We start from the raw sequence: 24840 nt of genomic DNA, 5'->3' as shown, positions 1-24840 counted from the left end.
CTTTATTTCATATATGGAATATCGTTTCTTACAGCTTTTTTAGCTTAACGCCTTTTTAAGCGGACAAAACTGTCCGTATAATTTCGGAATGAAAAACCGGAATTTACCTAATCGTTCTGATGCCTTGGAACGTCGGGAACTGTTGCTGGATGCGGCCAATACGGTCTTTAGCAAGTGTGGTGTCACGGCTCCTTTGGATCAGGTCGTGTCGCAGGCGGGGGTGGGGCGGGCAACGCTGTATCGCAATTTCCCCGATCGGGCTGCCTTGATGGAGGCGCTGCTGATACGGGCAGCCGACCGGATTGAAGAGCGCTTTTTAAGCAAGCGCAAAGGCAATCCCCAGGACTTCAAGGTCTTGATGCAGGTACTGGCAGGGTTCGCGCTGGAGTCGGCTCCCATGTCGGATTACTGGAAGGCGATTGACCCCAATCACCCCACCATTGTGGGGGTGCGCGCACGGTTGGTTGATCTGGCGCGCGAACCCTTGGCAATGGGGCAGGCCGCCGGGCAGTGCAACCCGGCGTTGCAGCCCACCGATATTCCCTTGTTGATTGGCATGCTGGCCGCCAGCTTGCGGGGGCGCACGGACAAGGAAAGGCTGCTGTTTGTAAAACGCTCGTTGAAGTTCTTGTGTGAAGGCGTGTTGTTGCAGGTCGACCGTAATGCTCCTGATTGGGAGCCTGAATGAGTCAGTACATCAAGCCGCATCCACATTGGGAAGACCATGAAAAGCCCTTCATGCCGGGCTCGCCATCGGCCCCTCACCACGAATCGCATATACGCGTGGCCTATGGTCTGGTCGCGATTCTGGTTGGTTTGACAGGCGGTTTGGGCAATGCTTTGGTGTCGGTGAATTTGCCGACCCTGCAAGGGGAATTGGGATTGACGCCTTCCGAGGCTGCCTGGTTACCTGCTGCCTATGCCATGGTCAATATCACCGCCAATCTGCTGGTGTTCAAGTTCAGGCAGCAATATGGCATGCGCCTGTTTGCCGAGATCGGTCTGGGTTTGTATGCCGTTCTGGCCTTGCTGCACTTGTCCATTAATAGTGCTGAATCACTGATTTTTCTGCGTGGTGCCAGTGGGTTTTCTGGTGCGGCAGCCAGCACCCTGGGCGTCTTGTACATGCTGCAAGCTTTCCCCAGACGCCTGTTAGGCAAGGCTTTGGTGCTGGGGGTAAGTATTACGCAAATGGCTACGCCCTTGGCCTGGGTGCTGTCGCCGTCCTTGATAGAGCTGGGGAATTGGCACGGCCTGTACAGCTTTGAAGCGGGCATGGCCTTGTGTTCCTTTGCGGCCGTGGTGCTGCTGAAGTTGCCCCCCGGCTATCAGATCAAGGCGTTTGAAAAACTGGACTTCCTGGCCTTCGCCTTGTTCGCACCGGCTGCCGGTTTGCTGATTGCGTTTTTGACGCAAGGCTACATCCGCTGGTGGTTCAACGACACAAGCCTGGCCTGGATGGCGATGGCGTCCTTGTTCCTGTTCACCGTCTGTTCGTTTCTGGAGTATCACCGCGTCAATCCTTTGCTGAAGGTGCGCTGGCTGGCGCAGGGCTCGACCATTTACTTTGCCGTTGGCGCCATGATTCTGCGCTTCATCACAACCGAGCAGAATTACGGCATGGTCAATATGTTGCGCTCTTTGGGCATGGGCTCGGAGCAGATGCAGCCTTTGTTCTGGGTGGTGTTCGTGGGCATTGTGTGCGGTATTGTGCTCAGTGCCGTGACCTTTGGGCCCAAGACGATCCTGGTACAGGTGTTTGCCGCGATTTTGCTGATTGGCGTCTCCAGCTTCATGGATTTTGGGCGTACCAGTCTGGACCGCCCGCAGGATTTTTTCTATAGCCAGTTTGTGCTGTCCGTTGGCGCGGGCATGTTCATGGGGCCCTTGGTGATGATTGGCTTCAAACAAGCCTTCAAGTATGGCCCCGACCATATCGTGACTTTTATTGTGCTGCTCAATGTCACTCAGACTCTGGGCGGCTTGATGGGCACTGCCACGTTGAGCACGTTTCAGCAGCAGCGCCAGCAGCATCATTACGCGGCCATTGTCAGCCATGTGAATGTGGCTGAGCCTTTGGTGGCCAATCGCCTGAAACAGCAGCAACAGGCTGTAGGGTCAACGGTGACCGATCCGATGTTGAGGGCGGCGACGGGCACGGCCCAGCTGGCGCAGATTGCTCGCCGCGAGGCCAGCGTCCGGGCTTACAACGATGTTTTTCTGTTGATTGGCATTCTGGCGACGGGCTTTCTGTTGTGGCCCGTGTTGCTGGCCGCTGGCCCGGCTATTCAGTCCAGACGAGCGCAAGCCGCTGCTGGTACTTCTTCGAATTCTTAAACCTAGTCCGTATTTATGAGTCAAGACACTTCATCTGAAAATCAGGATCGCAATAGTGAGCTTGCCGCGCCGACAGACTCGGATAACGATGGCAAGCTGGGTCCAAGCAATGCTCCTTCTACACCTCCCAAGGTCATCAAGCCCAGCAAACGCAGTGTGATTGCGATGGCGTTTGTGTTGCTGGCTGGTGCGCTGTTGATCTTGTGGGCATGGAATCTGGGGCCCTTCAACACCACTCGCGTCACCACTGACAACGCTTATGTACGAGGGCAAATGACGGTGCTGGCGCCACAGGTAAGCGGTTATGTGTCCGAAGTCCTGGTACAGGACTTTGAACGAGTCAAGGCAGGCCAGCCCTTGGTGCGTATCGACGACCGCATCTATAAAGAAAAACTGAACCAGGCACAGGCCCAGCTGGATGCGGCTTTGGCGGAACTGGCGAACCTGGATCAAGCCCAGGCACAAAACCGTGCCAGTCTGGATGCTCGCAAGGCGGCTCTGGTGTCCGCTCAGGCTGAAGCCCGACGTTCCGAGGCAGATCGAAATCGGGCCAGGGAATTGGCAAACAAGGGGTCGATTTCGGTACGAGAGCGAGATCAGGCGGTGGCGACCGCCGAGCTGGGGCGCGGCAATATGCTGCAAGCCAAGGCGAACATTGCGATTGCCGAAGAAACCATCAAGTCCACCGAGGTGGCTCGGGCGACCTTGCAGGCCAAGGTGAAATCCGCTGAAGCCGCCTTGGGTTTGGCTCGCATCGATATGGATAATACCGTGGTGACCGCGCCTGCAGCCGGTCAGGTCAGCGAAGCATCCGTGCGTCAGGGGCAGTATGTGACGGCAGGTTCGCAGCTGCTGTTTCTGGTGCCGGATACTCGGTGGGTGGTGGCAAATTTCAAGGAAACGCAGACGGCGGGTATTCATGTGGGCCAGCTGGCACGATTTACCGTGGATGGTCTGGACGGCGCAGAGTTTCAGGGCCACGTAGAGCGCATTGCCCCGGCCACGGGCTCCGAGTTTTCCGTGCTGCGTGCGGATAATGCCAGTGGCAACTTCACCAAGGTTGTTCAGCGCCTTCCCGTGCGGATTGCTATCGAGGCGGATCAGCCGGATATGGAGCGTTTGCGTCCCGGCATGTCCGTGATTGCCAAGGTGGACACGTCAGACAAGTCTGATCCGCAAAACCAGGAGCATGAATAATGATCCTGTCAGCAAGAACGTATGGCATGGCTTTATTAAGTGGGGCAGTGCTGTTGTCTGGCTGCATGCCTGCCTACCGAGCCGCACCCGAGCAGGCGCAGGTCTCCACGCCATCCGGTTGGATAGGCACTTCCTCTGAAGGTACCGTTGTTGATTCGGCCTGGTGGAAAGCCTTTGACGATCCCGGTTTGAGTGCCGCTGTAGAAGCCGCCCTGGCACGTAATAACGATATCTTGAGTGCCGCGACTCGCATCGAACAGGCCAGGGCAGCCGTGCAGCTGGCGGATTCGTCCTTGGGGCCCTCCTTGTCTTTTGACACGGGCGCACATGCTGAGCGGGCGCTGGGGCCAAGCGGTATGGCAATCAGCCGTGCTGTGCAGCCTGCCGTGCAATTGAATTGGGAGCTGGATTTATGGGGGCGTTTGAGTTCGCAGGCGAAAGCGGCTGAACTCAAACTGTCTGCCACGCAGGCGGATTACGACGCGATTGCCTTGAGTGTGGCCTCCGAGACAGCCCGTACCTATATTGCCTTGTTGGGTTTGAACGCGCAGTTGCAACAAGCCAAGGCCACTTCTACATCCCGGACGGAAGCCTTGCGCCTGGCGCAGGAAAAGTTTGAGGCGGGCTATATCTCTCAGCTGGAATTGACTCAGGCCCAGTCCGAGCTGGAAGCGGTAGAGCAGCATATTCCGCAGCTGGAATTGGCGATTAGCCGTCATCACAACGCCTTGCGCCTTTTGTCCGGGGAGTTGCCTGCGGCTTATGAGCAGAACGCCCCTTCAACCCTGTCGGCGTTGGTACTGCCTGCGCCGGGGGCGGGTTTGCCTTCCGAATTGCTCCGTCGCCGCCCTGATATTGCGCGAGCTGAGCTGGGTTTGGCTTCCAGAGACGCGTCCCTGGCAGCCAGCCGGGCTGCTTTTCTGCCACAGGTTTCCTTGTCGGCACGGGCTGGGGCTTTATACGTCAGTGCCTTGAGTTATGACCCGACCAAGATCTGGAGTCTGGGTGGCAGCATTCTGGCCCCTATTTTTGATCGTGGCCGTTTGCAGGCGCAGTTTGACTCAGCCACTGCCCAGCGTGACGAGGCAGCTTTTGCGTATCGCGGCGTCGTGTTGACGGCTTTCTCGGAAGTAGAAAATGCCTTGGCGGGTCAAGGTCGCTTTGCGGAAGAATTAAGCCACGTAACGGCGCGTCGGGATGTCTTGAAGCGTTCCTTGGAACACGCCCGCAATCGCTATGAAGCTGGTTATGCCTCTTATCTTGAACAGCTGGATGCGCAGCGTAATCTGTACGAGGCAGAAAACCAGGTCATCGCCGTACGGGAAAGCCAGTTGCAGAATATGGTGGATCTGTACAAGGCGCTGGGCGGTGGTTGGGATTATGAAAAGGCGATGAAGCGGGAGTAACTTGAACGGGACGGTAGAGGGGCTCCGTCAGGTGGGGTACGTGTGTTCTTGGGATGATGCCAGAGACCTGAACCTCGGCCTGCGTTATCAGTAGCAACAGCAAGGAACAACTCCGCCTTCCTTCCTGCTCTTTGCTACTGTTCCCGCAAAATCCGCCGAATTTCCAGAATCGCCTCGGGCGTCTCCTGCACGCTGTGGGAGAACGGAATCACCAGCTCTGACGTCGCGCCAGGCAGATGAGAGCTTTGATACGGCACCAGCCCGTCGTCCGAGTACAAGAGGTCTTTCTTGGGCGTGTCATTGGCAATAATGCTGTGATACCGCACTTGCGTGGAGATCGGCATTTTGGAGGTGATCTGCATAAATGGATCGCTGTCGCGCAGGCTTTCCACGCCATTGGGCAGGATCAGCATCTCATCTTTGGCGGGCGTATTGCCAACAGCCACCTGGCTAAGCTTGTTGAGCTGCGTCACCACCGTAACTGGCAAGGTAATCAGTGCCGCTGCCAGGCGTGAAATACGATTTCCTGCAAACGGCGTGCCCTTGTGAGGCGCAGCAATAAAGATGGCTGTCGTCACGCCGGGCAGGGGAGAGAAGTGCACCACATTGCCAAACTCCTGATTCATTTTGGCAATGCTGACATCATCCATTTGATAGCGATCGCGGGCCGCGTCTTCCAGCAGATTATCGGACGAGGACACCAGCAAACGTCCCAGTACACCGCCCATGCTATGACCGATCACCACAATATTGTTCGAGGCGATAGCCTTCCTGTCCGGGTCAAAATGCCGGAAGGTTTCTGTCAGGGCTTTGCGAATCTCGGCATTGTTGTAGGGCAGGGGCAGATTGGTTGGATAGTAGACCTGCCATATCTGATAACGAACCCGTAATTCCTCATCGCCCAGCACCTCATTGGCGACGTTAATCCAGGCTTCCGGGCTGCTGGCCAGGCCGTGCAGCATGATGATGACGCGGCGATTCGGGTCATAGGGTTGCAGCAGGAACACATGCGGGGATTCAATACCACCGTCCCGTCCCAGGACGGTGCGCAAAGCCTGGGTCGAGAAGTCCGAGCGCGCCAGCCATAGACCGTAGGCAGAGGTGTAATTGGCCGCCAAGGGCACTTGCACGTCTTTTAGTCGGACGCTGGTTTGCTGGTACGGATCGTAGCCAATAATGGTGGCGTCGCGGGTTTGCAGAACCTGGGACAGGGTTTCGCCGGGGAAAGTAATAATCCCCGTCACTGCCTGGAAGGGCGGCTCGCTATAGGTGCTCTGAAAGCTGTTTGGCGTGACATCCTTTGACTCGTTCACGACCACCATCTCGGCTCCAAAACCGTCGCGCCGATAAATGCTGCGCACCCCGCGGAATGTTAATTGAGAGGCCGGAATCAGCTCATGGGGCTGAGGAGCGGTGGCATCGCGTACCTGGGACAGATCGCCACGAATACGCCATTGGCCAATCGCTATGGTTTTCTGGAAGGCGTAGCTGGTGTCGTGGTACTTGGCGAACAGCAACATGGTTGCCTGTTGTACCGCGTAGTTGTAATAGTCGCGCACCTGGGTCTGGCGATCCTCGAAGGCCCGGTCTCCAGGCCTGCGATCCGTGAAGAACAGGTAGGCGTAGGCATAGCGGGCGCTTTGCAGATAGGCATCGAACAGTTCGACCGAGAAGTCCGGCCGGGCATTGCGACGCCCCTGCAAGCGCAAGGCCTCTTGCGTCCAGATCTCGGCCAGGGTGGCCATGCGCTGCTCGGTGTCCAGGTTCCATAGCTCGGTCAGCCTGGAGGAGCAGTGGGGAATGTCTTTAGCGCATTGCTCGGGCGCGATAGCCAGACTGGTCAGCGTATCGCGTGCAGAGGCGCTGAGCTTGTTGGTAGTCAGAATATCGCCACGGCGCTGGGCAATGTAATCCTCGGTGCTGACGGTGGCGATTTTGACGCCGGCGCAGCCGGTGAGAACCAATAATAGTAGAGCAAAAGCCGCATGTTTGTATGTTCCCGGTAGCCGGCCATGCAAGACACGAGACTTATCGCGAGTGGGCATGGCGTTGGAGAGCTTTGAATAAAGCAGTTCTATCGATTCGGGAGTAAGCGAAACCATTATGTTTGAGAGTAAAGAGGTAAGGCGTCTGTGTAAGCTGAGCCGGGTAACGAGCTTGTCGACCCACACTGGATTGGCGCAAATTTACCATGCCCCGATGGAATATAGGGTCGCGATGTAAATCGTTATAGCTATTTGATTTCTTGGTTTTTGGATGGGATTTGTTGTGTTTGTTTATTTTTAGGTTTATGTTTTATATTTTTTAATTTTAATCTTTAATTTTATGTCGATTTCTACTGAAATGAAGGATTCTAAAGATATTGATTTGTCTTCAGAGAATCAGGGGGCTTATGTTAAGCGTGCTAACAATGAATTTATAAGCGAAATAAAGAAAATATGGAAGTGGGTTTCTGAAAACCCTGTCATTAGTGGGGCTGTTATTCTTTCTTTCGGTGGCCTGACTATTTTGAGTTACTTGCTTCCGCTCGGTTTTATTCCTGATTTCGAATTAACCGCTGTTTTAGGGCTATTGTTTCTAGCGGCATTCTTAGGATTGCTCCAACTATCAGTTATTGCTGGTAGTTTGATGATGCCATCCATGCTGGGAAAGCAGCTTCTAGCTGATATCGGAGATGATGGGAAATCAATTAATGTTATGGCAGCAATTCTTATAAGTTTGCTGATTTGGATTGGTCTGTTTTCAATTGATATTTTTCTTCAAATGTCTTTGTATGGTTTGGTTTTTTTGGCTTCATTAGGTTCTAATCTTATTTTTTATTCTTTTGGAAAGAAGAAACTCAGGAGGCTAAATTCTTATCTTTTCTTTTTCGTTGTCCAGGGAGGAAGTTTTTTCCTGGCGGTTTTGATTTTTACTGCAGGTGGGCAGACTGGGTTGGCTGGGGAAGCGGAGTGGGTGCAATGGTTTAGTTTAATAGTTTGGTGCGTTTTTGTTAGTATTGCTAATCTTATATTGCTTCGAGAGCGGGATGTTGCGGTTGGTTTAATTTTAGCTACGGGTGCTTTATTGATTTGGGTTTTAATCTGGTTGACCCAGAGTTTCTCCTATATGAACGGGATAACTATTCGGAAACTACGTTTGGGCGATATCACTGGTTCGACAATTACCGTCGCGGAAGGGGCGGCAAGCGCTATACAAGCGGCTTGCCTTGTACGCCATTTACCTGGTGGGTGTAAGGAGCAGGAAATACAGCGTGGTACTACTACAGCTTATGTTTATGAAAATGTAACGATTCTTTCTCGTCTTGGTAATCAGTATTATCTTCAGCTTTGCCGGCCCGAAGATGATGTTTGGCCTTGTGGCAATGCAAGTGGTCTTCGTGTTGCTATAGAGAAGAAAGATGTGATGGGCTGGTCTACGAAAGAACCTGAAAATAGAAGGTTGACATTAGAGAAGGGCACTCAATCAGAAGAGGTTCGTACTGATGAAGAGACCTAATTCATTTTGTTTTGTTACTTCTATTTGAACAATTAATAGCAGCCATTTGTGACGTGCAATAAAGTTAGATTTTGGAATTCTTTTATTTCTTCTAACTAAGATCACAAAAAAAAGCCCAAACCGAAGTTTGGGCTTTTTAAATTTGGAGCGGGAGACGAGTCTCGAACTCGCGACCTCAACCTTGGCAAGGTTGCGCTCTACCAACTGAGCTACTCCCGCATTTTTTACTGCACTACCGACTTGTGACCAGAATTACTGGAGGCGCAAGCCGGAATCGAACCGACCTAGACGGATTTGCAATCCGCTGCATAACCACTCTGCCATTGCGCCGTGGTCGATTAAAAAGGGAAGCCTAGGCTTCCCTTAGGAATCTGGAGCGGGAGACGAGTCTCGAACTCGCGACCTCAACCTTGGCAAGGTTGCGCTCTACCAACTGAGCTACTCCCGCATTTTGCTGTGCAGATTGAATCTGTTTTCAGCGCTTTACTTATTAGCTATTGCTTATTAAGTAAAGAAAGCTAGTTTAGAGTGGCTATCTTTGTTTGTCAAGTGTTTTTGATATTTTGCTTAAGCTTTTTATCAATACTGCCTAACAAACCAGCCTGCTTCAAACTGCTTTTTGCTGCGAAACTGACGCTGCGCTAAGCAAGAACGTAACTATAGACTGCAGGAATTAAGCTTGTCAATAGATTCTGTAAATTTTTCCGGAAAACAGGCTGTCCGAGCTATGCTTACTGCTTTCTTTGATCGTGGGACAAGGCCGTGGACAGGCAGCGTAATGTGGATTTGAGCTCGTGTAATACCTTGGGTTTGGGCAGCCGCGCGCGTGACCTGCTGGTGTATGACGATGTTACCCAGCTGCCTGCCTTGCAAGCGTTGGTGGAGCAGGGGGAGCGTATCTTTGTGCTGGGTGGTGGCAGCAATGTGGTACTGGCCGAGCAAGTGGATGCCCTGGTGATCAAGGTGGAAAGCAAAGGGATCTGTTTACTGCAAGAGCGGGACGATGCCTATATTGTGGAGGCGCAGGCGGGCGAGTGCTGGCATGACTTTGTGCAGCATTGCTTGAATCAGGGCTGGCCCGGCCTGGAAAACCTGGCTTTGATTCCCGGTACGGTAGGTGCTGCGCCTGTACAAAATATTGGCGCTTATGGCCTGGAGCTGGAGCAGCGGGTGCACAGCGTGCTGGCCTGGAGCTTTAAAGAAGGCAAAGAGGTGGAGCTGTCTGCGGCCGAGTGTGGCTTTGCCTATAGAGACAGCCGCTTCAAGCACGATCCGGCGGGTAGCTGGTTGATTCTGGCGGTGCGTTTTGCATTGCCGCGTCAGTGGACGCCGGTGCTGGAATATCCCGATCTTAATAAGCAGGCTCATCTGGCGGGCGAGCCAGACCCGCAACGCATTTTTGATGCAGTCTGCGAGATTCGCCGTCAAAAATTGCCTGACCCTCATGTCTTGGGTAATGCGGGTAGTTTCTTCAAAAATCCCCTTGTGCAGACCGAGCAGCGTGATGTCTTGAAGCAGCAATGGCCCAATCTGGTTTCTTATGAAGTTGGGCAAGGGCAGTGCAAATTAGCGGCAGGCTGGTTGATTGACCAGTGTGGCTGGAAAGGCAAGCGGGATGGAACGGTGGGGGTGCATGACCGTCAGGCTTTGGTATTGGTGAATCATGGCGGCGGGACTGCACATGATATTGAGCGCCTGGCCCAGGCGATTCGGGGCTCTGTTCGAGAGCGTTTCGGCGTGGAGCTGGAACAAGAGCCCGTTGTTGTGAGTTAAGCGTCGACCGCGCCCCACCATCGCAGGGTTTGTGCCAGATGGTGGCGTACGGCTTGCATGGCTGCTTCGGGGTTTCCTGCCTGTAGCGTATCCAGAATCTGCAAATGTTCCTTCATGGCGGGCACAATGCGTTCGGGTAAGGGGCGGCGTGAGTGCTGCAGCACGTTGATGCGATCACAGTTTTCTTCGTAAATCGTCATGGCCGAGCGGTTCTGCAGCGCTTGAGCCAGATAGCGATGCAAGGCCCAGTCCACTTCCATGGCCTGAATCTGCAATGCGGTGGTGACGAGGCCGCTTTGTGCCTGCTCCAGAATCTTCTCGTGTTTGTCCCGCAAGCTCTCCAATGCGGGCTGCTTCGCACAGCTAGCCAGTATCCTGGCCCCCTCCTGATCAAAGACACAGCGCAGCTGAAAGCATTCCCGTAGCGCTTCCGTGGTTGCCTCCAGAACCAGCACTCCCCGCTTGGGCAGGATAGACACCAGCCCGGCAGCCGCCGCGCGCTTGACCGCTTCACGCACTGGAGCCAGTGGGAAGTCGCTTAATTTCATCAGTTCTGCCATCGACACCATCTGCCCCGCACGTACCTGCCCTGTAGCCAATAAATGACGAAATGCCTGGAAAGCCTGGGTGGCTAGCAAAGTGTCATCAGAGGAGGAGGGAATACTCATTTAGCGTCTCCGGTTTGTACTGGTAGGGGCTTTTATCTGATTTTCTTATGTTTGGTATTTCAAATTATATATATTTTGAAATGCTAGGGACGGTCTGATCAATCAGCCAGCCGACCCAAATTCCCCACTGGTTGTCGCCTGATTTCAGAAAATCAGAAAAAAACGTCCAAAATCCCGATTTTCCGTTGTGTTTTCGCTCAGAATAGCCCTTTTCCGGGCCTTTTGATGTCCTATGGGCGCACCTCTGCCATCAAATGTCGTCGCGCCATCCACAGATTGCTCAACGTGAACAGCGTCAGCAACTGCGCGGTGTTTTTCGCCAGCCCCCTATACCTCACCTTCGTGTAGCCGAACTGCCGTTTGATCACCCGAAACGGATGCTCCACCTTGGCCCGCAGGCTGGCCTTGGTGTATTCATAGGCGTCTTGCAACGATTGCACCGTCTTGCTCAATCTCTTGCGCAGGCTCGGGCGCAACGCAATATGCCACTGCACATCGCGCCCCTGGTGCTCTTCGCGCTTGCCCACACCTTGATAGCCCGCATCACCCAAGACCAGTTCTTCCTCACCGTGCAGCAGCCCATCGACCTGCGTCACATCCGCCACGTTGGCCGCGGTACCTACCATCGAATGCACCAGGCCCGTATGCAGATCGACCCCAATGTGCGCCTTCATGCCGAAGAAATAGTTATTGCCTTTCTTGGTCTGGTGCATCTCGGGGTCCCGCGCGCCCTGGGCGTTCTTCGTCGAGCTGGGCGCATCGATGATCGTCGCGTCCACAATCGTTCCCCGGCGCACCATCAGCCCATAGTCTTGCAGCAGCAGGTTCACGCCTTCGAACATTTCTTCGGCAATGTTGTGCTTCTCAAGCAGGTGACGAAAGTTCAGAATCGTCGTCTCGTCCGGCGCACGACCACCGGGCAGCTTGGCGAACTGGCGCATCGAAAAACTGTCGTACAACGCCTCTTCCATCGCCGGGTCGCTCAGGTTGAACCATTGCTGCATGAAGTGAATCCGCAGCATCGCCTCAATGGGATACGGCTGGCGACCCACCTTGCCTTCTTGCGGGTAGTGCTTGGCAATCTCACCGGCCAGGTAATCCCACGGCACCGTGCGATCCATCTCGTTCAAGAACTTCTCACGGCGTGTCTGCTTGCGCTTACCGGCAAATTCCGCTTCAGAAAAACTCAGTTGGCTCATGATGAACAGACTCGTGAGGGTGTGACAGACGAAGTTTACCGTTGCGCGGGGGAATTGTTCAGAGATTCCTTAAAGGCCTATTGTGGAACCTTGAAGGCGGCCGGGCTATGGCGATCATCTGGCCGCAATAGCGGAAGGTCCGTTCAGGCCTGACAGTTGTTTGCACTGTGAAAGCCTGGCATTTCGTATGATTCAGCCTGGACTCTTTCCCTGTCACCGCCATTGCTTAAGGACGCCGGCCATGAACGACCTCACTTCGCTTTCCAGAGAACTTCTCGCGCAACTAGAGGGCGCACCCATGCAGCAGCTGTCGAAGCAGCTCAATACCGACACGGCGCAAACCTCGTCGGCCGTCAACGCAGCACTGCCATTGCTGTTTTCGGCACTGGGCCGAAACGCTCAGCAAGGCGGTGCCGATTCCCTGATGCAGGCTTTGCAGCGCGATCATGCGGGCAATGGCGGTGTCGGGCAGTTGTTGAGCGGCTTGCTGGGTGGGGGCCAAAGCGGTAACCGTGATGGCGCCGCCATATTGGGCCATATATTTGGTCAGGGGCAGCAAGAACGCGTCGAAACAGGCCTGGGACAGGCGACCGGAATCGGCAACCACAGCGGCGATCTGCTGAAATTGCTGGCGCCCATTGTGATGAGCTTCCTCGCGCAGCGAGTACAGGCAAACCACCTTGACGCCGATGCATTGGGCCGTACACTGAACCAGGAGCGCCAGCAGGCACAGCAGCAGGGTGGCGCAGTGGGTGGTTTGATAGGTAATCTGTTGGATCAGGACGGTGACGGTCAACTCGGCCTGAATGATCTTGTAAAACTCGGCAGTTCTTTGTTTGGCGCCAAGCGCTAACTCGCCCCCGGCGCGCTGATTCACAGATACGATTTTTTCAGGACAATGCAGATGGTTTCGTTGCAAGAGCAGCTCTTGAAGGCAAAGTTGGTCGATCAGAAAAAGATCAAACGAGCCAACCAGGACAAAAGTCAGCAGAAGAAAATACAACGCCGCACTGGCGTGCAGGAATTGGACGAGTCTCGTCAGGCTGCGCTGGAAGCCCAGCAAAAGCAACGTGAAACGGTGCGCGAACTTAATGCACAGCGTGATGCTGAAGCTCAGAAGAAAGCCATCCAGGCGCAGATTCAGCAGATGATCCAGCAAAGCCGTCAGGGCAGGGGCGGTGGCGATATCGCTTACAACTACACCTACGGCAGCAAGATCGAACGCATTTATGTGTCGGCAGCGGTAAGAGACCAATTGGCGGCCGGGCAGCTGGTTATCGTCAAGCCCGCTGATACCGCCGAACTGGTTCCCCGGGTTGTGGCCGATAAAATCGCCGAACGCGACCCCGATATCGTCGTTCGGGTCAAAAAAACCGAATCACGGCCGGCCGAAGACGACCCGTATGCGGAATACAAGATTCCCGATGATCTGATGTGGTGAGAATTGAAGGTTCTTTCAAACCAATAACCGGCCGGAATACCGACCGTTGATTGTTAGCCCTGCTGCACGCCAGAGTCGTTCTACATCTGTCATTTAGTCATTTTTACCCGATACATTTCAGCATCTGCCTGCGCCAGCAGGGCGGTGGTGGTGCTGCCCTCCGGTCCAAACCGGGTCCATCCGATACTGCAGGCAATCTCTATCGTGTTTCCTTGCCAGTCAAGTGTTTCACTCATGGCCTGCTCGATGCGTTTCACCAGCGCGTTGATGTTGTCAGGCTCTGGAGACGACGGGATATCGCTGGTGACGATGACGAATTCGTCGCCTCCCAGCCTGGCAACGATGTCGGTGCTGCGCACACAGGCCAGCAGGCGTTGGGCAACCGTACGCAGCACCTCATCTCCGGCGGCGTGGCCCAACGAGTCATTGATAGGTTTGAATTTGTCCAGATCAAGCAGAAGTACATGGCCTTGAGACCCCTTGCGCTCGACTTGAAGGATGGTGCGGTTCAGATATTCTTCCAGCAGCAGGCGGTTGGCTAGTCCGGTCAACGGGTCGTGCCTCGCCTGACGGCGCAGATCATGCAACTGAGTGTTGTAAGTTTGGGTGACCTCGCTCAATTCTTCGGTCCAGTCGTCCGGGATGGGGGTCAGAGGCCGGTGTTCACGCATGGCTTGGCGCAACGTTGATAGCGGGGACCCTATCGTTCGGTTGACGGTCCAGAGCACGCTGGCCAGTACTGCTGCCAGCATCGATAAAAAGACGGCCAGTTGCGGCACCAGGCTGCGGGAAGCAGCGGTAAAAATTGAAATGGGATGAAATGCGATGCGCAACTCACCCAAGTCGTGAACACGGCCTGTTTCGTCGGTATATCGCAGTGTGGTCGTCAATGTGTCTTTGTCGCCAGGTTCAGGCGCGACGCCGGCTTGTATCGGCTGCTGTGCACACTGATCCAGCGCACTCACCCCCAGTACCTCAGGTTGCAGAATCATGGCATGGATGATGCCGCCGGCGGTCAGACTGTTGCAATCCCATAAGGGTTTGATCAGGACATGAGCGAATGTGTCCAGAGTTTTATTGCGTTGGTTACCGGCTTCAGTGATCTGATTCTGATAGTAAAGCGCTGCTGTCAAGAAGGCGGCCAGAATATAGGCTACCGCCAGAAATGGAAACAACTGCTGCAAGAACCGTGTGTAAAGTTTTCGGGAAGGCATCACGATATTGTTTTCTTGAGCAGCAGGTGGCGGTAACGCTGCGGCACGATGTCGGGCCCGTAAAAAGGGTTATCCAGGTCAATGACAGTGCGCTTTTCCCATGAGCCGGCGGGGGGCATCTGGCGCATCTGGTTCCAGATCGACTCGAATTCGCCGTTGTCGCAAATCAGGTCGAAGCCGTGTTGCAGGGCTTCATACAGCTCATCAGCGCTGGGGTGGGGCGATACCCAGACGAAGCGATACCAGGGGTAACGGAGCAATAACGACGTTTCCAGTCTGAGTTGTTGGCGATGCTGACGAAAATGCGGCAAGAAATAACTCAGGGACTCTTCCAGCCCCAATGGAAACAGGTCAATCACTCCTGTCTTCATCTGTTCTGCGAACTCGCCGTTACGCCAGGCCTGAACCTCGCGCGTAGTGATACCAGCGGCACGGTAGACCTCTGCATCCCACCAGCCTGCGCCCTGCCCGATCGTCAATTTCCGCAGGTCGTCGAGATTCCGGATATGGCGCAAAGTCTTTTCCTGGCTGTCCAGGACAAACGATGTACGCCACCCCAGCAGCCCGCGCTCAAGAGGCACCGGAATCATTCTCAAGTCTCCCCGTCGCACCATGTCCAGTCGAGCGGGAGACGCAGGAAGGAGATTGATGTGGATACGTCCGGCCGTTGTTTCGTGAAGATTGCGTGCTTCAGAGGCGTGTGGTGCATTGGCTAGCGAGGCTCGAAACCCGGCGGCCTTCAAAGCGCCATGCAGTAGGGCGATGCAATGTGCCAATGAGGGTTCGGTCTGCACGCTGAAAACAGGAGCAGAGGCAGCGTACACAGAGGGGAGGCAGGCGCCGGCCATTATGCCCAACAGGCTGCGGCGATAGGGCGAGAATGAAGTGTCCATACTTTGGAGCCTACTTGTTGCGGAATCAGTTCGGGCCGACCCAATCATAGTGCATCAACAGGGGCGGAGCACAGGAGCTTTACGATCCTTGTTCTCCTGCCCAGGCGTTCATCAAAGCACAAAGTATTCAATCCATTAGCGGTGGACGGCCAGCCAGATTGTGGGGCCCTCCGGTGCCGTCGAATCTACGCGATGCCTGAGGCCGGCGGGTATCCAGTAGTGGTCGCCCGGCTCCAGCAGAACCAGGGTGTCGCGGCCTTCAACTTGAAGTGACGCTTTGCCCTGCAAAACCATGACCCATTCGTCTTTGTCCTGTTCGTACCAGAAGCCGGGTGGGCTTGCCTGCCCGTAAGACACAATGCGCTCAATGCGCAGGCCGGGAACGTTCAGCAGATCGTCGAACGTTTCATTGCTGGTGCCAGCAGGTATGGCTGTAAAGAGATTCTTGAGCATTATCGAGCACTGAAGGTAGGGGCCTGCGTCAATTTGTTTCGATGTTCTTCGCGCTTGCCCACACCTTGATAGCCCGCATCACCCAAGACCAGTTCTTCCTCACCGTGCAGCAGCCCATCGACCTGCGTCACATCCGCCACGTTGGCCGCGGTACCTACCATCGAATGCACCAGGCCCGTATGCAGATCGACCCCAATGTGCGCCTTCATGCCGAAGAAATAGTTATTGCCTTTCTTGGTCTGGTGCATCTCGGGGTCCCGCGCGCCCTGGGCGTTCTTCGTCGAGCTGGGCGCATCGATGATCGTCGCGTCCACAATCGTTCCCCGGCGCACCATCAGCCCATAGTCTTGCAGCAGCAGGTTCACGCCTTCGAACATTTCTTCGGCAATGTTGTGCTTCTCAAGCAGGTGACGAAAGTTCAGAATCGTCGTCTCGTCCGGCGCACGACCACCGGGCAGCTTGGCGAACTGGCGCATCGAAAAACTGTCGTACAACGCCTCTTCCATCGCCGGGTCGCTCAGGTTGAACCATTGCTGCATGAAGTGAATCCGCAGCATCGTCTCAATGGGATACGGCTGGCGACCCACCTTGCCTTCTTGCGGGTAGTGCTTGGCAATCTCACCGGCCAGGTAATCCCACGGCACCGTGCGATCCATCTCGTTCAAGAACTTCTCACGGCGTGTCTGCTTGCGCTTACCGGCAAATTCCGCTTCAGAAAAACTCAGTTGGCTCATGATGAACAGACTCGTGAGGGTGTGACAGACGAAGTTTACCGTTGCGCGGGGGAATTGTTCAGAGATTCCCTAGAAGAGATTGTAGTTTCCAGGCCTGCTCTTGAATGAAATGCGAATTATGGAAACACCTGGCCAGTAAAAATACGGGTTTGTATACCGGGTTTGGCCTGAGTATGTAGTTGCCGTTTGGAAAAACGGTGTTTTCGCCGATTGTGATTAATCAGGGCCTGGATAAGTCGGCTCAGGCAAATTGGACTCAGCATGCTATTGGCAAGCTGGCTTAGCTTTTTAGAAGTACAAACCCCGTGTCGGTTGATGCAACCGGCACGGGGTTGTACTGGATTTTATATAAACCAATCATCAATTGAATCAGTGTCTTAAGCCGAAACTTCCTCCAGCGAACGCCCCTTGGTTTCCACGCCCAGAGCGATCACCACCAAAGCAGCAATGGAGAAGGAAATAGCGCCTAAGGTGAAAACGCCTGAATGCCCGGTCCAGGGCAGGATAAAGCCCACCAGCAACGGTCCGAACAAGGAACCCAGTCGGCCAATGGAAGAGGCAAAGCCGGCGCCTGTGCTGCGTGTGCGTGTGGGGTACAGCTCGGGGGTGTAGGCATACAAAACCGACCACATGCCAAACATGAAGAACTGCATGCACAAACCAGCGCCAATCAGTTGAGCAACAGGCGCCTGACTGGTGGCGACGTGGCCATAGATAAAGGCACAGCCGGCGCTACCGAACAGCATCAAGACCATGGTTGCCTTGCGACCCCATTTCTCCAGCAACCAGGCCGAGAAGATGAAGCCTGGGATACCGGCCAAAGAAATATAAATGGTGTAGGTAACGGACTTGGTGACTTCATATCCGGCTTGTTGCAGCAGTGCGCCCAGCCAGGTGGTCAGACCGTAGTAGCCCAGCAAGGAGAAGAACCACAGCATCCACAACATCAGGGTGCGACGGGCGTATTGGCCTTGCCAAAGCTGGGCAAACAGCGCGCCACGTTTCAGCTTCTCGCAAGGGGTGGGAGGCAGGGGGGAGGGCAGAGCCTGGCCGCCGTTGGCCTGAATAACTTTGTGTTCAAAAGCCGTTGTGACCTGTTCGGCGCGGTCGTTGTGGCCTGCCTCTTCCAGCCAGCGGGGGGATTCAGGAACCCAGCGGCGAATCACAAACACAAACAGGGCTGGAATAGACAGGGCGATGAAGATTCCGCGCCAGCCTATATAGTCCAGACTCAGATATGTCAGAATCCCGGCGCTGATAAAGCCCAGCGGCCAGAAGCCTTCCAGAATCGCAATATATCGACCGCGACTTTTAGCGGGCACAATCTCCGAGACCATGGCCAGACCGATGGGAAACTCCATCCCCATGCCAAACCCCAGCAGCACCCGAAACGCCATCAACTGCTCGACGTTTTGGGACAGGCCACAGGCCAGGCTGCCTACGCCCCAAAAAATCATGCTCCATTGAAAGACGGGTTTGCGCCCGTACTTGTCTGCCAGCATGCCCGCAATGGCAGCTCCCAAAAACATGCCTAAAAAGCTGGAGCTGGCCAGCATCCCCGCCTGCGCGGTGCTGAGCCCCATTTCTGCTTTGATGGAACCTAAAACAAAAGTCATGATGCCCAGGTCCATGGAATCAAAGAACCAGGCGGTCGCGATAATACCGAACAGCATGCGTTGATAGCGTGTCATGGGTAATCGCTCCAGGCGATTGGCCACATTGGGGGATACGGCTGTCATTGGTGTCTCCTGTTGGTCCGCTCTTGTGGCGGGTTTTATGTATAAGTGACCTGCCGTCAGGTCAAGGCAGGCTTTTTTCTTTTACTGATATATTACATGGATACTAGTGGTATCTATTTTAAGATTAAATAATGGTATGTACTTAGCTGACTAATTAATTGTGGGTGATTGCTCCGGCTAAAGTGCCTTCAAAAGCGTGTTGAATAATGCGTTGATAGGCGCTGGCGCAGTCTGCAACCGGGAAGGCTTTGGCAAGACGGCTCACTTGCAGGGCATCGCTCAACAAGCGCTCCAGCTGATGCTCCTGCACGCCGCATTGGCTCAGGTCAGAGGGGATGTCCAACAGCTCCACCAGCGAACGCACATGGGCGGGCAGCGCCAGCAAGGTGTCCTCTGGTTTGCCAGCCGGTATGCCCAGTAGTTGGGCGACTTCCAGCAGTTCGGTGGCACGGGTTTCGCGCAGTTCGTCCAGAACGTAGGGCAGCAGTACGGCATTGGTAGTGCCGTGGGATTGATGCGTCAAACCTGCCAGTGCGTAGGCAATACCATGCACCGCGTTCAGGCCCGCCGTGCCGTAGGACAGGGCCGCATAGTAGCTGGCGCTGGCCATGCCATCACGGGCTTCAGTGTCCGTGCCGTCGCGATAGGCTCGCAGCATGTACTGGCCGCACAGGCGTATGGACTCGCGCGCAAACATCATGGTCAGGCTGGATCGGCCGCTATAACCAGGGTCCGGGCTGCCGCCCCGATCAAACAGGCTGGCGTCCTGAGTCACGAAGGATTCAATTGCGTGGGTCAGGGCATCAATACCGGCGTCGGCAGTGACGCGCGGTGGGCAGCTATCGCTGAGTTCCGGATCGATAACCGCAATGGCGGGGCGCAGCGCATTGTCCATGACGGCGATTTTGGTGGCATTGTCGGGGTCGACCAGAATGGCTCCCGGTGTTGCTTCTGATCCTGTGCCGGAGGTGGTGGGCAAGGCGATCAAGGGCAGGGGCTGGGTGTGTGCTGGCCAGGTGCCGCTGTAGGCGCGTATGGACTCCCCGGTGGGGACGGTCAGACACAATGCTTTGGCCAGATCTATATTGCTGCCGCCGCCCAAAGCCAGTACGAAATCTATAGGGTGATCCGCTAGGTGGGCACGTACTTGTAGTGTGGCCTGATCGCATAAAGTGGTGGAAGGATCTGGCTCGCCACCATCAAAAACCACGACCTCAATCCCCAACTCTCTACAGGCGGCGATGTGGTCCTGAACCCAGGTAGTTTGAATGGTGAAAAAGCGGTCGGTAACCAATAAGCCGCGACGCCAGCCCAAGTGCGCAATCAAGGCAGGCAGTTCATGGCGGCAGCCGCGTCCCATCAAGGTGCGGGGCGGTGGGCAAAAGAAAACATGTTTGTTCATACGGAAGTCCTTGCGGTGTGTAGGGAGCAGAAGGGGTCTATCAATGAGGCGATCAGTTCAGTGTGCGAGCCCAGAATGCTGTGGCCCGCATCAGGCAGGCTGTGCAAGGTGGCTTGCGGCAGTGCCTGCGCCAACTGGTGGGCGTGTTCAATGGGGCAGTCCTGATCCTGCTCGCCATGGATGATCAAAGAGGGGAGGGAAATACGGGGTAGCTGTGCGTACAGGTCGTGATGCCGATTCGCCAGCCAGGTCCAGGCCACGTCCTGATGACCGGCGGCTTCCAGCAGGCCCAGGCGCCGCTCTCGTTCTGCAATTTCTTGCAGCAAGGCAGGCGTGTCCTGGGCCTTGAACCATTGGGTCTGATTCAGGCTGGCTGTGCCCGATAACAACACCAGGGCTTTCGGTAGTGGGGCCTGTTCATCCAGCAGCGTCAGACAGGTTTGCAGCACGATCGAGACGCCCAGGCTCCAGCCTGCCAGGGCATAAGGGGTGTGTTCGGGCAGGGCTTGAATGCTGGCGCGCAGATCGTGCACAAAGCCGTCCAGCCCGTAATCTTCCTGGCTGGAACCATGAAATGCGTCGCCTCGGCCTCGTAAGTCCGGGGTGTGCCAGGACATCAAACCCGAGCTGGCTTGGGCCACGGGCAACCAGCTGCGATGGGTGCCCTGAATCCCATGCACGGCAATGATGGCCGCTTGTTTTGAATCGCAGGCAATGCTCATGTGGCTTCCTGGAGTAGATAAATACAACTAAGATATGAGGCTGTTGCCCAGCTCCGGCCGTGTACTTGCAAGGCCAGGGCAGGCGTCAGAGTTGGGGTGTCAGCAGCAAACGCTGCGTTTTAAAGGCAGGCTTAGCATGGTCACAAGCAAGCGGAAGGTAGCGGGAAAAGGGCAGGCTCACGATGAGGCCTTGGATATCAAGGCCTTGACGGAACCCAAGCCCAAACTTACGGACATTGCTTACGAGCGTTTGGAAGAAGCCATCATTACCTTGAAGTTGCCGCCGGGCAGCATTGTGTCCGAGCTGACTTTGAGCCAGATGTTCGAGATTGGCCGCACGCCGATTCGGGAGGCCATTCAACGGCTGGCACGCGAACATTTGATGCTGGTCTTGCCGCAGCGCGGGCTGTTGATTCCAGAGCTGGACATGCCCAAGCAGTTGCGGCTGATCGAGACGCGACGGGAGATCGAACGTCTGATCTGCCGTAGTGCGGCCAAACGGGCGACACGAGATCAGCGCGAGCAATTCAAGAGCTTGCATGATGCTTTCCTGGAAGCCGCCACCCAGAACGATGAAGTCAGTTTTATCCGGGCAGATCGACGGTTGAATGAGCTGGAAATCGAGGCGGCTCGCAATGAGTTTGCCGAGGCAGCGATGCGTCTGACCCATGGTCTGTCTCGCCGTTTCTGGTTCTGCCACTATCAGCAAAATCCGGATTTGACGCAGATGGGCAGACTGCATGCCAACTTGGCCATGTCCATTGCCGGGGGCGATATGGACCAGGCGGGTCAAAGCCTGGACCTTTTGATGGACTACATTGAAGAACTCGCCCGCACCACTCTGATTTCCAGCCTGTAAATACAGAGTCAGGGTCTTGGCTAGGCCAGGCCCCGCTCCAGGGCGTGGGCCTCTTCTTGTTTCAGGGCCGGGCCGTCCGTGGTGTCGCCAGTATCCTCAAAGCGGAAGCGGCGGATGATGGGCTTGAGTTCTTCCTTGACGTGCTTTTCGCTATAGCCATTGAACAGGTGGCCAAGCAGGCCGCGACGCAGATCCGTGGTGCCCATGGCCCAGTCCGCAATGGGGAAAGTCAGGTTCATGTTGTACTTCATCATGATGCCCTGATTGTGGTGGGCCGTATGGTGGCGGCGAATGGTGTTGATGAAGGGCATATTGCGCACGAAGCTGTTCTCATGCACGTGACAGCAGTAGTGAAAGGCCTCGTACACCAGGTACTGCGCCACCATGGTCATGAACACAAAATAGCCTGCATTGGGGTTGATGATGGTGGCAGCCAGCCAGCCCAGAATCCCGCCGCCTACGCCCAGCGTTGCCAGAACGCGCCAGGGGAAAAACACAATCCGGAACTCCTTGCTGGAATCAATCGTGGCTTCGTTGTCGGTGAAGTACTGATGATGCTGGCGGGTGTGGCGTTCGTAGATTTCCCGCAAACCAATGATGTTGATGCGTCGGTGCATCACATAACGGTGCATGGCCCATTCAACAAAATTACCCGCCAGAAAAACGGGAATCACAATCAGCCATTCCCAACCTACCGGACCTAGCTGGGTGATGCTGTAGTAAATCGCTGCCAGACCCACGATGTAGGTCACAACAACGTGAACAATGCCGTTGTAGGCGGGGCTGATATTGGATTTGTAGTCCTCTCGGAACTTGCGTTGGCGTTCGCTCATCATGTCGGTTGTCTCCTGCGGAAAAGGTTTATTCTTTAAATATCCAACTGACATATTAGTGATATTTTTTTCTGCGTCAAGCAGGGAAAACAGGGGGGGAGGAAATGTGGCAAGGGGGCGACTTAAGGGGTGAAGCCGCTGTAGCGCTGGGTGGAGCAGTTTTCAGGCCAGGCTCAGGACTGGCTGTGCAGTTTTACTGGCGAGCTTGGAGCTGCTTTTTTTTTGCGGTGAGGCGAGGCGGGAGGAGGCAGGACGGGACACACTGGACCCAGGCTGGGGCAGGAGATGAAGGGACAGGTAAAGGAAAAAACAAGGTAAAGGGCAGGGACACAGGCAAAGAAATAGGTGCTGGCCAGATCAATCCAGCGCAGCCACTTTCGGCAAGTAGTCCAACAGGAGGAGGCTTTGTTAAGCGGAGATAAAAAAAGCCGGCTCGAAAGCCGGCTTTTGATCAGAGCGTTTGCAAGTCAGGAACTTACAGGCCCAGCACGTCCTGCATGTTGTACAGGCCAGTGCTTTTATCGCCCAGGAAGCGGGCGGCACGCAGGCTGCCATTGGCATAACCGGCACGGCTGCTGGAGCGGTGCGAGATCTCGATGCGTTCGCCTTCACCGCAGAAAAATACGGTGTGGTCGCCCACAATGTCGCCACCACGGACTACGGAGAAACCAATGCGGCCATCCTGACGAGCGCCGGTGTGACCGTGACGAGCCCAGTCAGCGACATCATTCAGAGATTCGCCCCAGGTTTTGGCGATAGCTTCACCCATGGCCAGGGCAGTGCCTGATGGCGCATCCACTTTGTTGCGGTGGTGAGCTTCAAACACCTCGGCGTCGTAGCCCTGGTTCAGCAAGGCCGCCGCCATTTCAATCAGCTTCAACGTGGCGTTGACGCCCACGCTCATGTTCGGAGCGAAGACAATCGCAATCTCGCGGCCAGCGGCCAGAATCTGTTGTTTCTCTGCTTCGGAAAAGCCAGTAGTGCCAATGACCAGACGGGTGCCGTGCTGCATGCAGGCGTCCAGATGGGCCATGGTGCCTTCAGGACGGGTGAAGTCGATCAGGCAATCAGCCTGGGCCAGGGCACTCAGGTCGTCCGTAACTTTGATACCTGTGTCTTTACCCAGAAAGGCTCCTGCGTCCTGACCAATGGCTTTGGAGCCGCTGTGGTCCAAGGCCGCGGCCAGTGTCAGGTCGGTACTGTTCAAAACAGCTTCAATCAGCATACGGCCCATACGGCCGTCTGCGCCAGCAATGGCAATGCGCATGTATCCAGTGTCCTTAACGTAAAGCTTAAAGCGTGGGCTGGTTGCCGCTCACGCTGGGCGTTGGGGCGGCTTGGTCGGCGTCAGCTGGGGGCGGGGTGTGTTTCTTGCCTGTGTCGCTGCGCTCGAAGGGTTGGCGGTCAGGTTGCTCGTCGCCTTCCCAGCGAACCAGAGTGTCGCCTTCAAACCAGACAGTGAAGGTGCGCTGCTCGCTCTTTCCGTAGCCAGGCTTGTTCAGGTAAGGATAGTCCCAACGGTCGGCGTGGAAAATGTCCTGCAAGGTGGGCGAACCTAGTAGGTAGCGTACCTGCTCGCGAGTCATCCCCGATTGCAGGCGGGCCACTTGCTCGGCAGTGATCCAGTTCCCCTGCTGAATGTCGGCGCGGTATGGGAAGCCCCATTTAGAGGATCCGCAGGCGCTCAGGGCGGCGGCAGCCAGGCTGGCTGCGAGTATGGCGCGGATGACAGGAGTGAATGAATTGGCCTTCTTCTGCACGAAATGCCCCAGTAGGAATAAAATCGTTATCATATAAGGGTTTAGGAAAAAGCGCATGAATTGCGCATTGAACCGCCTCAAGACGAGCTGGTTTTCAACCAGAACGGACTTGAGATCCATCCCCATCAAGATGCGATAATTTAGCCATGAACGATCAAAATGAACTGAAGAACATGGGGCTTAAGGCGACTTTTCCGCGCCTGAAGATTCTGGATATTTTTCGCCGCTCCGATCAGGACGGTCAACGCCACCTGAGCGCTGAAGACGTATACCGTCTGCTCATTGCCGAAGAGGTCGATATTGGTTTGGCCACGGTTTACCGTGTGTTGACCCAGTTCGAACAGGCCGGCATTTTGGTGCGCAGCCAGTTTGATGGCGGCAAGGCCGTTTTTGAACTGAATGATGGCGATCACCACGATCACCTGATTTGCACCAACTGCGGCGTTGTTGAAGAGTTTACCGACAGCAATATCGAAGCCCGCCAGCACCAGGTCGCCAAAGACCACGGTTTTGTGCTGGAGAGTCATACGATGCTGCTGTACGGCATTTGCCCCAAGTGCTCGGAAGCGGGCAAGCAGGCCAAGCCCGTTTTGCGTAGTTAATCCTGTTGTAGCTGGCCCGCAGGCGCGGGATCTGATGATTGGGGGGCAGGATAGCCAGGGCGGCATCCTGAAAATTCAAAGAACAGTCAGATCCAGGCCACCGGGCCTCA

22 protein-coding genes, 3 tRNA genes and 1 pseudogene are annotated in these 24840 nt (G+C 55.2%); 10 read left to right on the top strand and 16 right to left on the bottom strand.

The annotated features are described in order from the left end of the window. Positions 1–88: 88 nt before the first annotated feature. From CPY64_RS12500 to CPY64_RS12485, 4 genes are read left to right on the top strand one after another with little or no spacing between them, the layout of a single operon-like run. Positions 89–688: a TetR/AcrR family transcriptional regulator gene (locus tag CPY64_RS12500; RefSeq protein ID WP_042487299.1), complete on the top strand. Its 600-nt coding sequence runs from the start codon at positions 89–91 to the stop codon at positions 686–688. Further along, on the top strand, positions 685–2337 hold the full coding sequence (locus CPY64_RS12495; RefSeq protein ID WP_042487302.1) for an MFS transporter: 1653 nt from the start codon (positions 685–687) through the stop codon (positions 2335–2337). The genes CPY64_RS12500 and CPY64_RS12495 overlap by 4 nt, the downstream gene beginning before the upstream one ends. Before the next feature lie 15 nt (positions 2338–2352). Further along, complete coding sequence (locus tag CPY64_RS12490) at positions 2353–3534, top strand: HlyD family secretion protein (protein ID WP_042487305.1); 1182 nt, start codon at positions 2353–2355, stop codon at positions 3532–3534. A 26-nt stretch (positions 3535–3560) separates the two neighbouring features. Beyond that, positions 3561–4940, top strand: coding sequence for an efflux transporter outer membrane subunit (locus tag CPY64_RS12485; RefSeq protein WP_226791377.1), 1380 nt, complete (start codon positions 3561–3563; stop codon positions 4938–4940). A 134-nt stretch (positions 4941–5074) separates the two neighbouring features. Here CPY64_RS12485 and CPY64_RS12480 read toward each other — a convergent pair whose 3' ends face one another. After that, on the bottom strand, positions 5075–6985 hold the full coding sequence (locus tag CPY64_RS12480; protein ID WP_226791376.1) for an esterase/lipase family protein: 1911 nt from the start codon (positions 6983–6985) through the stop codon (positions 5075–5077). A 280-nt stretch (positions 6986–7265) separates the two neighbouring features. On the opposite strand from CPY64_RS12480, the gene CPY64_RS12475 reads away from it, so the two are divergent. Continuing rightward, on the top strand, positions 7266–8438 hold the full coding sequence (locus CPY64_RS12475; protein WP_123794768.1) for a hypothetical protein: 1173 nt from the start codon (positions 7266–7268) through the stop codon (positions 8436–8438). 143 nt (positions 8439–8581) lie between these two features. Here the strand turns inward: CPY64_RS12475 and CPY64_RS12470 are convergent. From CPY64_RS12470 to CPY64_RS12460, 3 genes are all read right to left on the bottom strand, one after another. Then, positions 8582–8657: transfer RNA gene (locus CPY64_RS12470), tRNA-Gly, on the bottom strand. A gap of 37 nt (positions 8658–8694) precedes the next feature. Further along, positions 8695–8768 (bottom strand) — tRNA-Cys (locus CPY64_RS12465). Between the two features lie 42 nt (positions 8769–8810). Further along, positions 8811–8886, bottom strand: a tRNA-Gly gene (locus CPY64_RS12460). Between the two features lie 314 nt (positions 8887–9200). Between CPY64_RS12460 and murB the strand changes: the two genes are divergently transcribed. Then, positions 9201–10211 (top strand): UDP-N-acetylmuramate dehydrogenase, encoded by a 1011-nt coding sequence (gene murB / locus CPY64_RS12455; protein ID WP_080723817.1) that lies wholly within the window; start codon positions 9201–9203, stop codon positions 10209–10211. Here the strand turns inward: murB and CPY64_RS12450 are convergent. Both CPY64_RS12450 and CPY64_RS12445 read right to left on the bottom strand, forming a co-directional pair. Next, complete coding sequence (locus tag CPY64_RS12450; protein ID WP_042487314.1) at positions 10208–10879, bottom strand: GntR family transcriptional regulator; 672 nt, start codon at positions 10877–10879, stop codon at positions 10208–10210. The genes murB and CPY64_RS12450 overlap by 4 nt on opposite strands. A 230-nt stretch (positions 10880–11109) precedes the next feature. Then, complete coding sequence (locus CPY64_RS12445) at positions 11110–12078, bottom strand: IS5 family transposase (protein ID WP_054513305.1); 969 nt, start codon at positions 12076–12078, stop codon at positions 11110–11112. A gap of 241 nt (positions 12079–12319) precedes the next feature. Between CPY64_RS12445 and CPY64_RS12440 the strand changes: the two genes are divergently transcribed. Together CPY64_RS12440 and CPY64_RS12435 are read left to right on the top strand one after the other, a co-directional pair. Beyond that, positions 12320–12931 carry a DUF937 domain-containing protein gene (locus CPY64_RS12440; protein ID WP_042489548.1) on the top strand — a complete coding sequence of 204 codons (612 nt, stop codon included), beginning with the start codon at positions 12320–12322 and terminating at the stop codon, positions 12929–12931. A gap of 51 nt (positions 12932–12982) precedes the next feature. Then, positions 12983–13519 carry a DUF2058 domain-containing protein gene (locus tag CPY64_RS12435; protein ID WP_042489547.1) on the top strand — a complete coding sequence of 179 codons (537 nt, stop codon included), beginning with the start codon at positions 12983–12985 and terminating at the stop codon, positions 13517–13519. An 89-nt stretch (positions 13520–13608) separates the two neighbouring features. On the opposite strand, the gene CPY64_RS12430 is transcribed toward CPY64_RS12435, so the two are convergent. The 7 genes and pseudogenes from CPY64_RS12430 to CPY64_RS12400 form a co-directional block, all read right to left on the bottom strand. Continuing rightward, positions 13609–14733, bottom strand: a complete 1125-nt coding sequence (locus tag CPY64_RS12430; RefSeq protein ID WP_042489545.1) for a GGDEF domain-containing protein — start codon at positions 14731–14733, stop codon at positions 13609–13611. After that, positions 14733–15626 carry an amino acid ABC transporter substrate-binding protein gene (locus CPY64_RS12425; RefSeq protein WP_123794763.1) on the bottom strand — a complete coding sequence of 298 codons (894 nt, stop codon included), beginning with the start codon at positions 15624–15626 and terminating at the stop codon, positions 14733–14735. Before CPY64_RS12425 ends, CPY64_RS12430 begins: the two co-directional genes overlap by 1 nt. A 135-nt stretch (positions 15627–15761) precedes the next feature. After that, positions 15762–16079: a cupin domain-containing protein gene (locus CPY64_RS12420; protein WP_042489543.1), complete on the bottom strand. Its 318-nt coding sequence runs from the start codon at positions 16077–16079 to the stop codon at positions 15762–15764. A 32-nt stretch (positions 16080–16111) separates the two neighbouring features. Further along, a pseudogene (locus tag CPY64_RS12415) lies at positions 16112–16813 on the bottom strand (IS5 family transposase); the annotation flags it as partial. 377 nt (positions 16814–17190) lie between these two features. Further along, positions 17191–18552 carry an MFS transporter gene (locus CPY64_RS12410; protein ID WP_042488489.1) on the bottom strand — a complete coding sequence of 454 codons (1362 nt, stop codon included), beginning with the start codon at positions 18550–18552 and terminating at the stop codon, positions 17191–17193. A gap of 154 nt (positions 18553–18706) precedes the next feature. Then, positions 18707–19954: an iron-containing alcohol dehydrogenase gene (locus CPY64_RS12405; RefSeq protein WP_042488486.1), complete on the bottom strand. Its 1248-nt coding sequence runs from the start codon at positions 19952–19954 to the stop codon at positions 18707–18709. Then, positions 19951–20676, bottom strand: a complete 726-nt coding sequence (locus CPY64_RS12400) for an alpha/beta fold hydrolase (protein ID WP_042488483.1) — start codon at positions 20674–20676, stop codon at positions 19951–19953. The genes CPY64_RS12405 and CPY64_RS12400 overlap by 4 nt, the downstream gene beginning before the upstream one ends. Positions 20677–20812: 136 nt before the next feature. Between CPY64_RS12400 and CPY64_RS12395 the strand changes: the two genes are divergently transcribed. Beyond that, the gene (locus CPY64_RS12395; protein ID WP_042488478.1) at positions 20813–21535 is read left to right on the top strand and encodes a GntR family transcriptional regulator; all 723 of its coding nucleotides are present in this window, start codon (positions 20813–20815) and stop codon (positions 21533–21535) included. 20 nt (positions 21536–21555) lie between these two features. Here CPY64_RS12395 and CPY64_RS12390 read toward each other — a convergent pair whose 3' ends face one another. From CPY64_RS12390 to CPY64_RS12380, 3 genes are all read right to left on the bottom strand, one after another. Next, entirely contained in the window at positions 21556–22371 is an 816-nt protein-coding gene (locus tag CPY64_RS12390) for a sterol desaturase family protein (RefSeq protein WP_042488474.1), read from the bottom strand. Positions 22372–22843: 472 nt separating this feature from the next. Further along, a complete protein-coding gene (gene dapB, locus CPY64_RS12385) occupies positions 22844–23635 on the bottom strand; it encodes a 4-hydroxy-tetrahydrodipicolinate reductase (protein WP_042488472.1) in 792 nt (263 codons plus the stop codon). Between the two features lie 25 nt (positions 23636–23660). Further along, the gene (locus tag CPY64_RS12380) at positions 23661–24161 is read right to left on the bottom strand and encodes an outer membrane protein assembly factor BamE (protein ID WP_196784070.1); all 501 of its coding nucleotides are present in this window, start codon (positions 24159–24161) and stop codon (positions 23661–23663) included. A 113-nt stretch (positions 24162–24274) separates the two neighbouring features. Between CPY64_RS12380 and fur the strand changes: the two genes are divergently transcribed. Then, a complete protein-coding gene (fur, locus tag CPY64_RS12375) occupies positions 24275–24730 on the top strand; it encodes a ferric iron uptake transcriptional regulator (RefSeq protein WP_042488469.1) in 456 nt (151 codons plus the stop codon). Positions 24731–24840: the final 110 nt, after the last annotated feature.

The sequence above is a fragment of the Alcaligenes faecalis genome (assembly GCF_002443155.1).
Taxonomy (GTDB): domain Bacteria; phylum Pseudomonadota; class Gammaproteobacteria; order Burkholderiales; family Burkholderiaceae_B; genus Alcaligenes; species Alcaligenes faecalis.
This window is presented reverse-complemented; position numbering and strand designations above follow the sequence as displayed.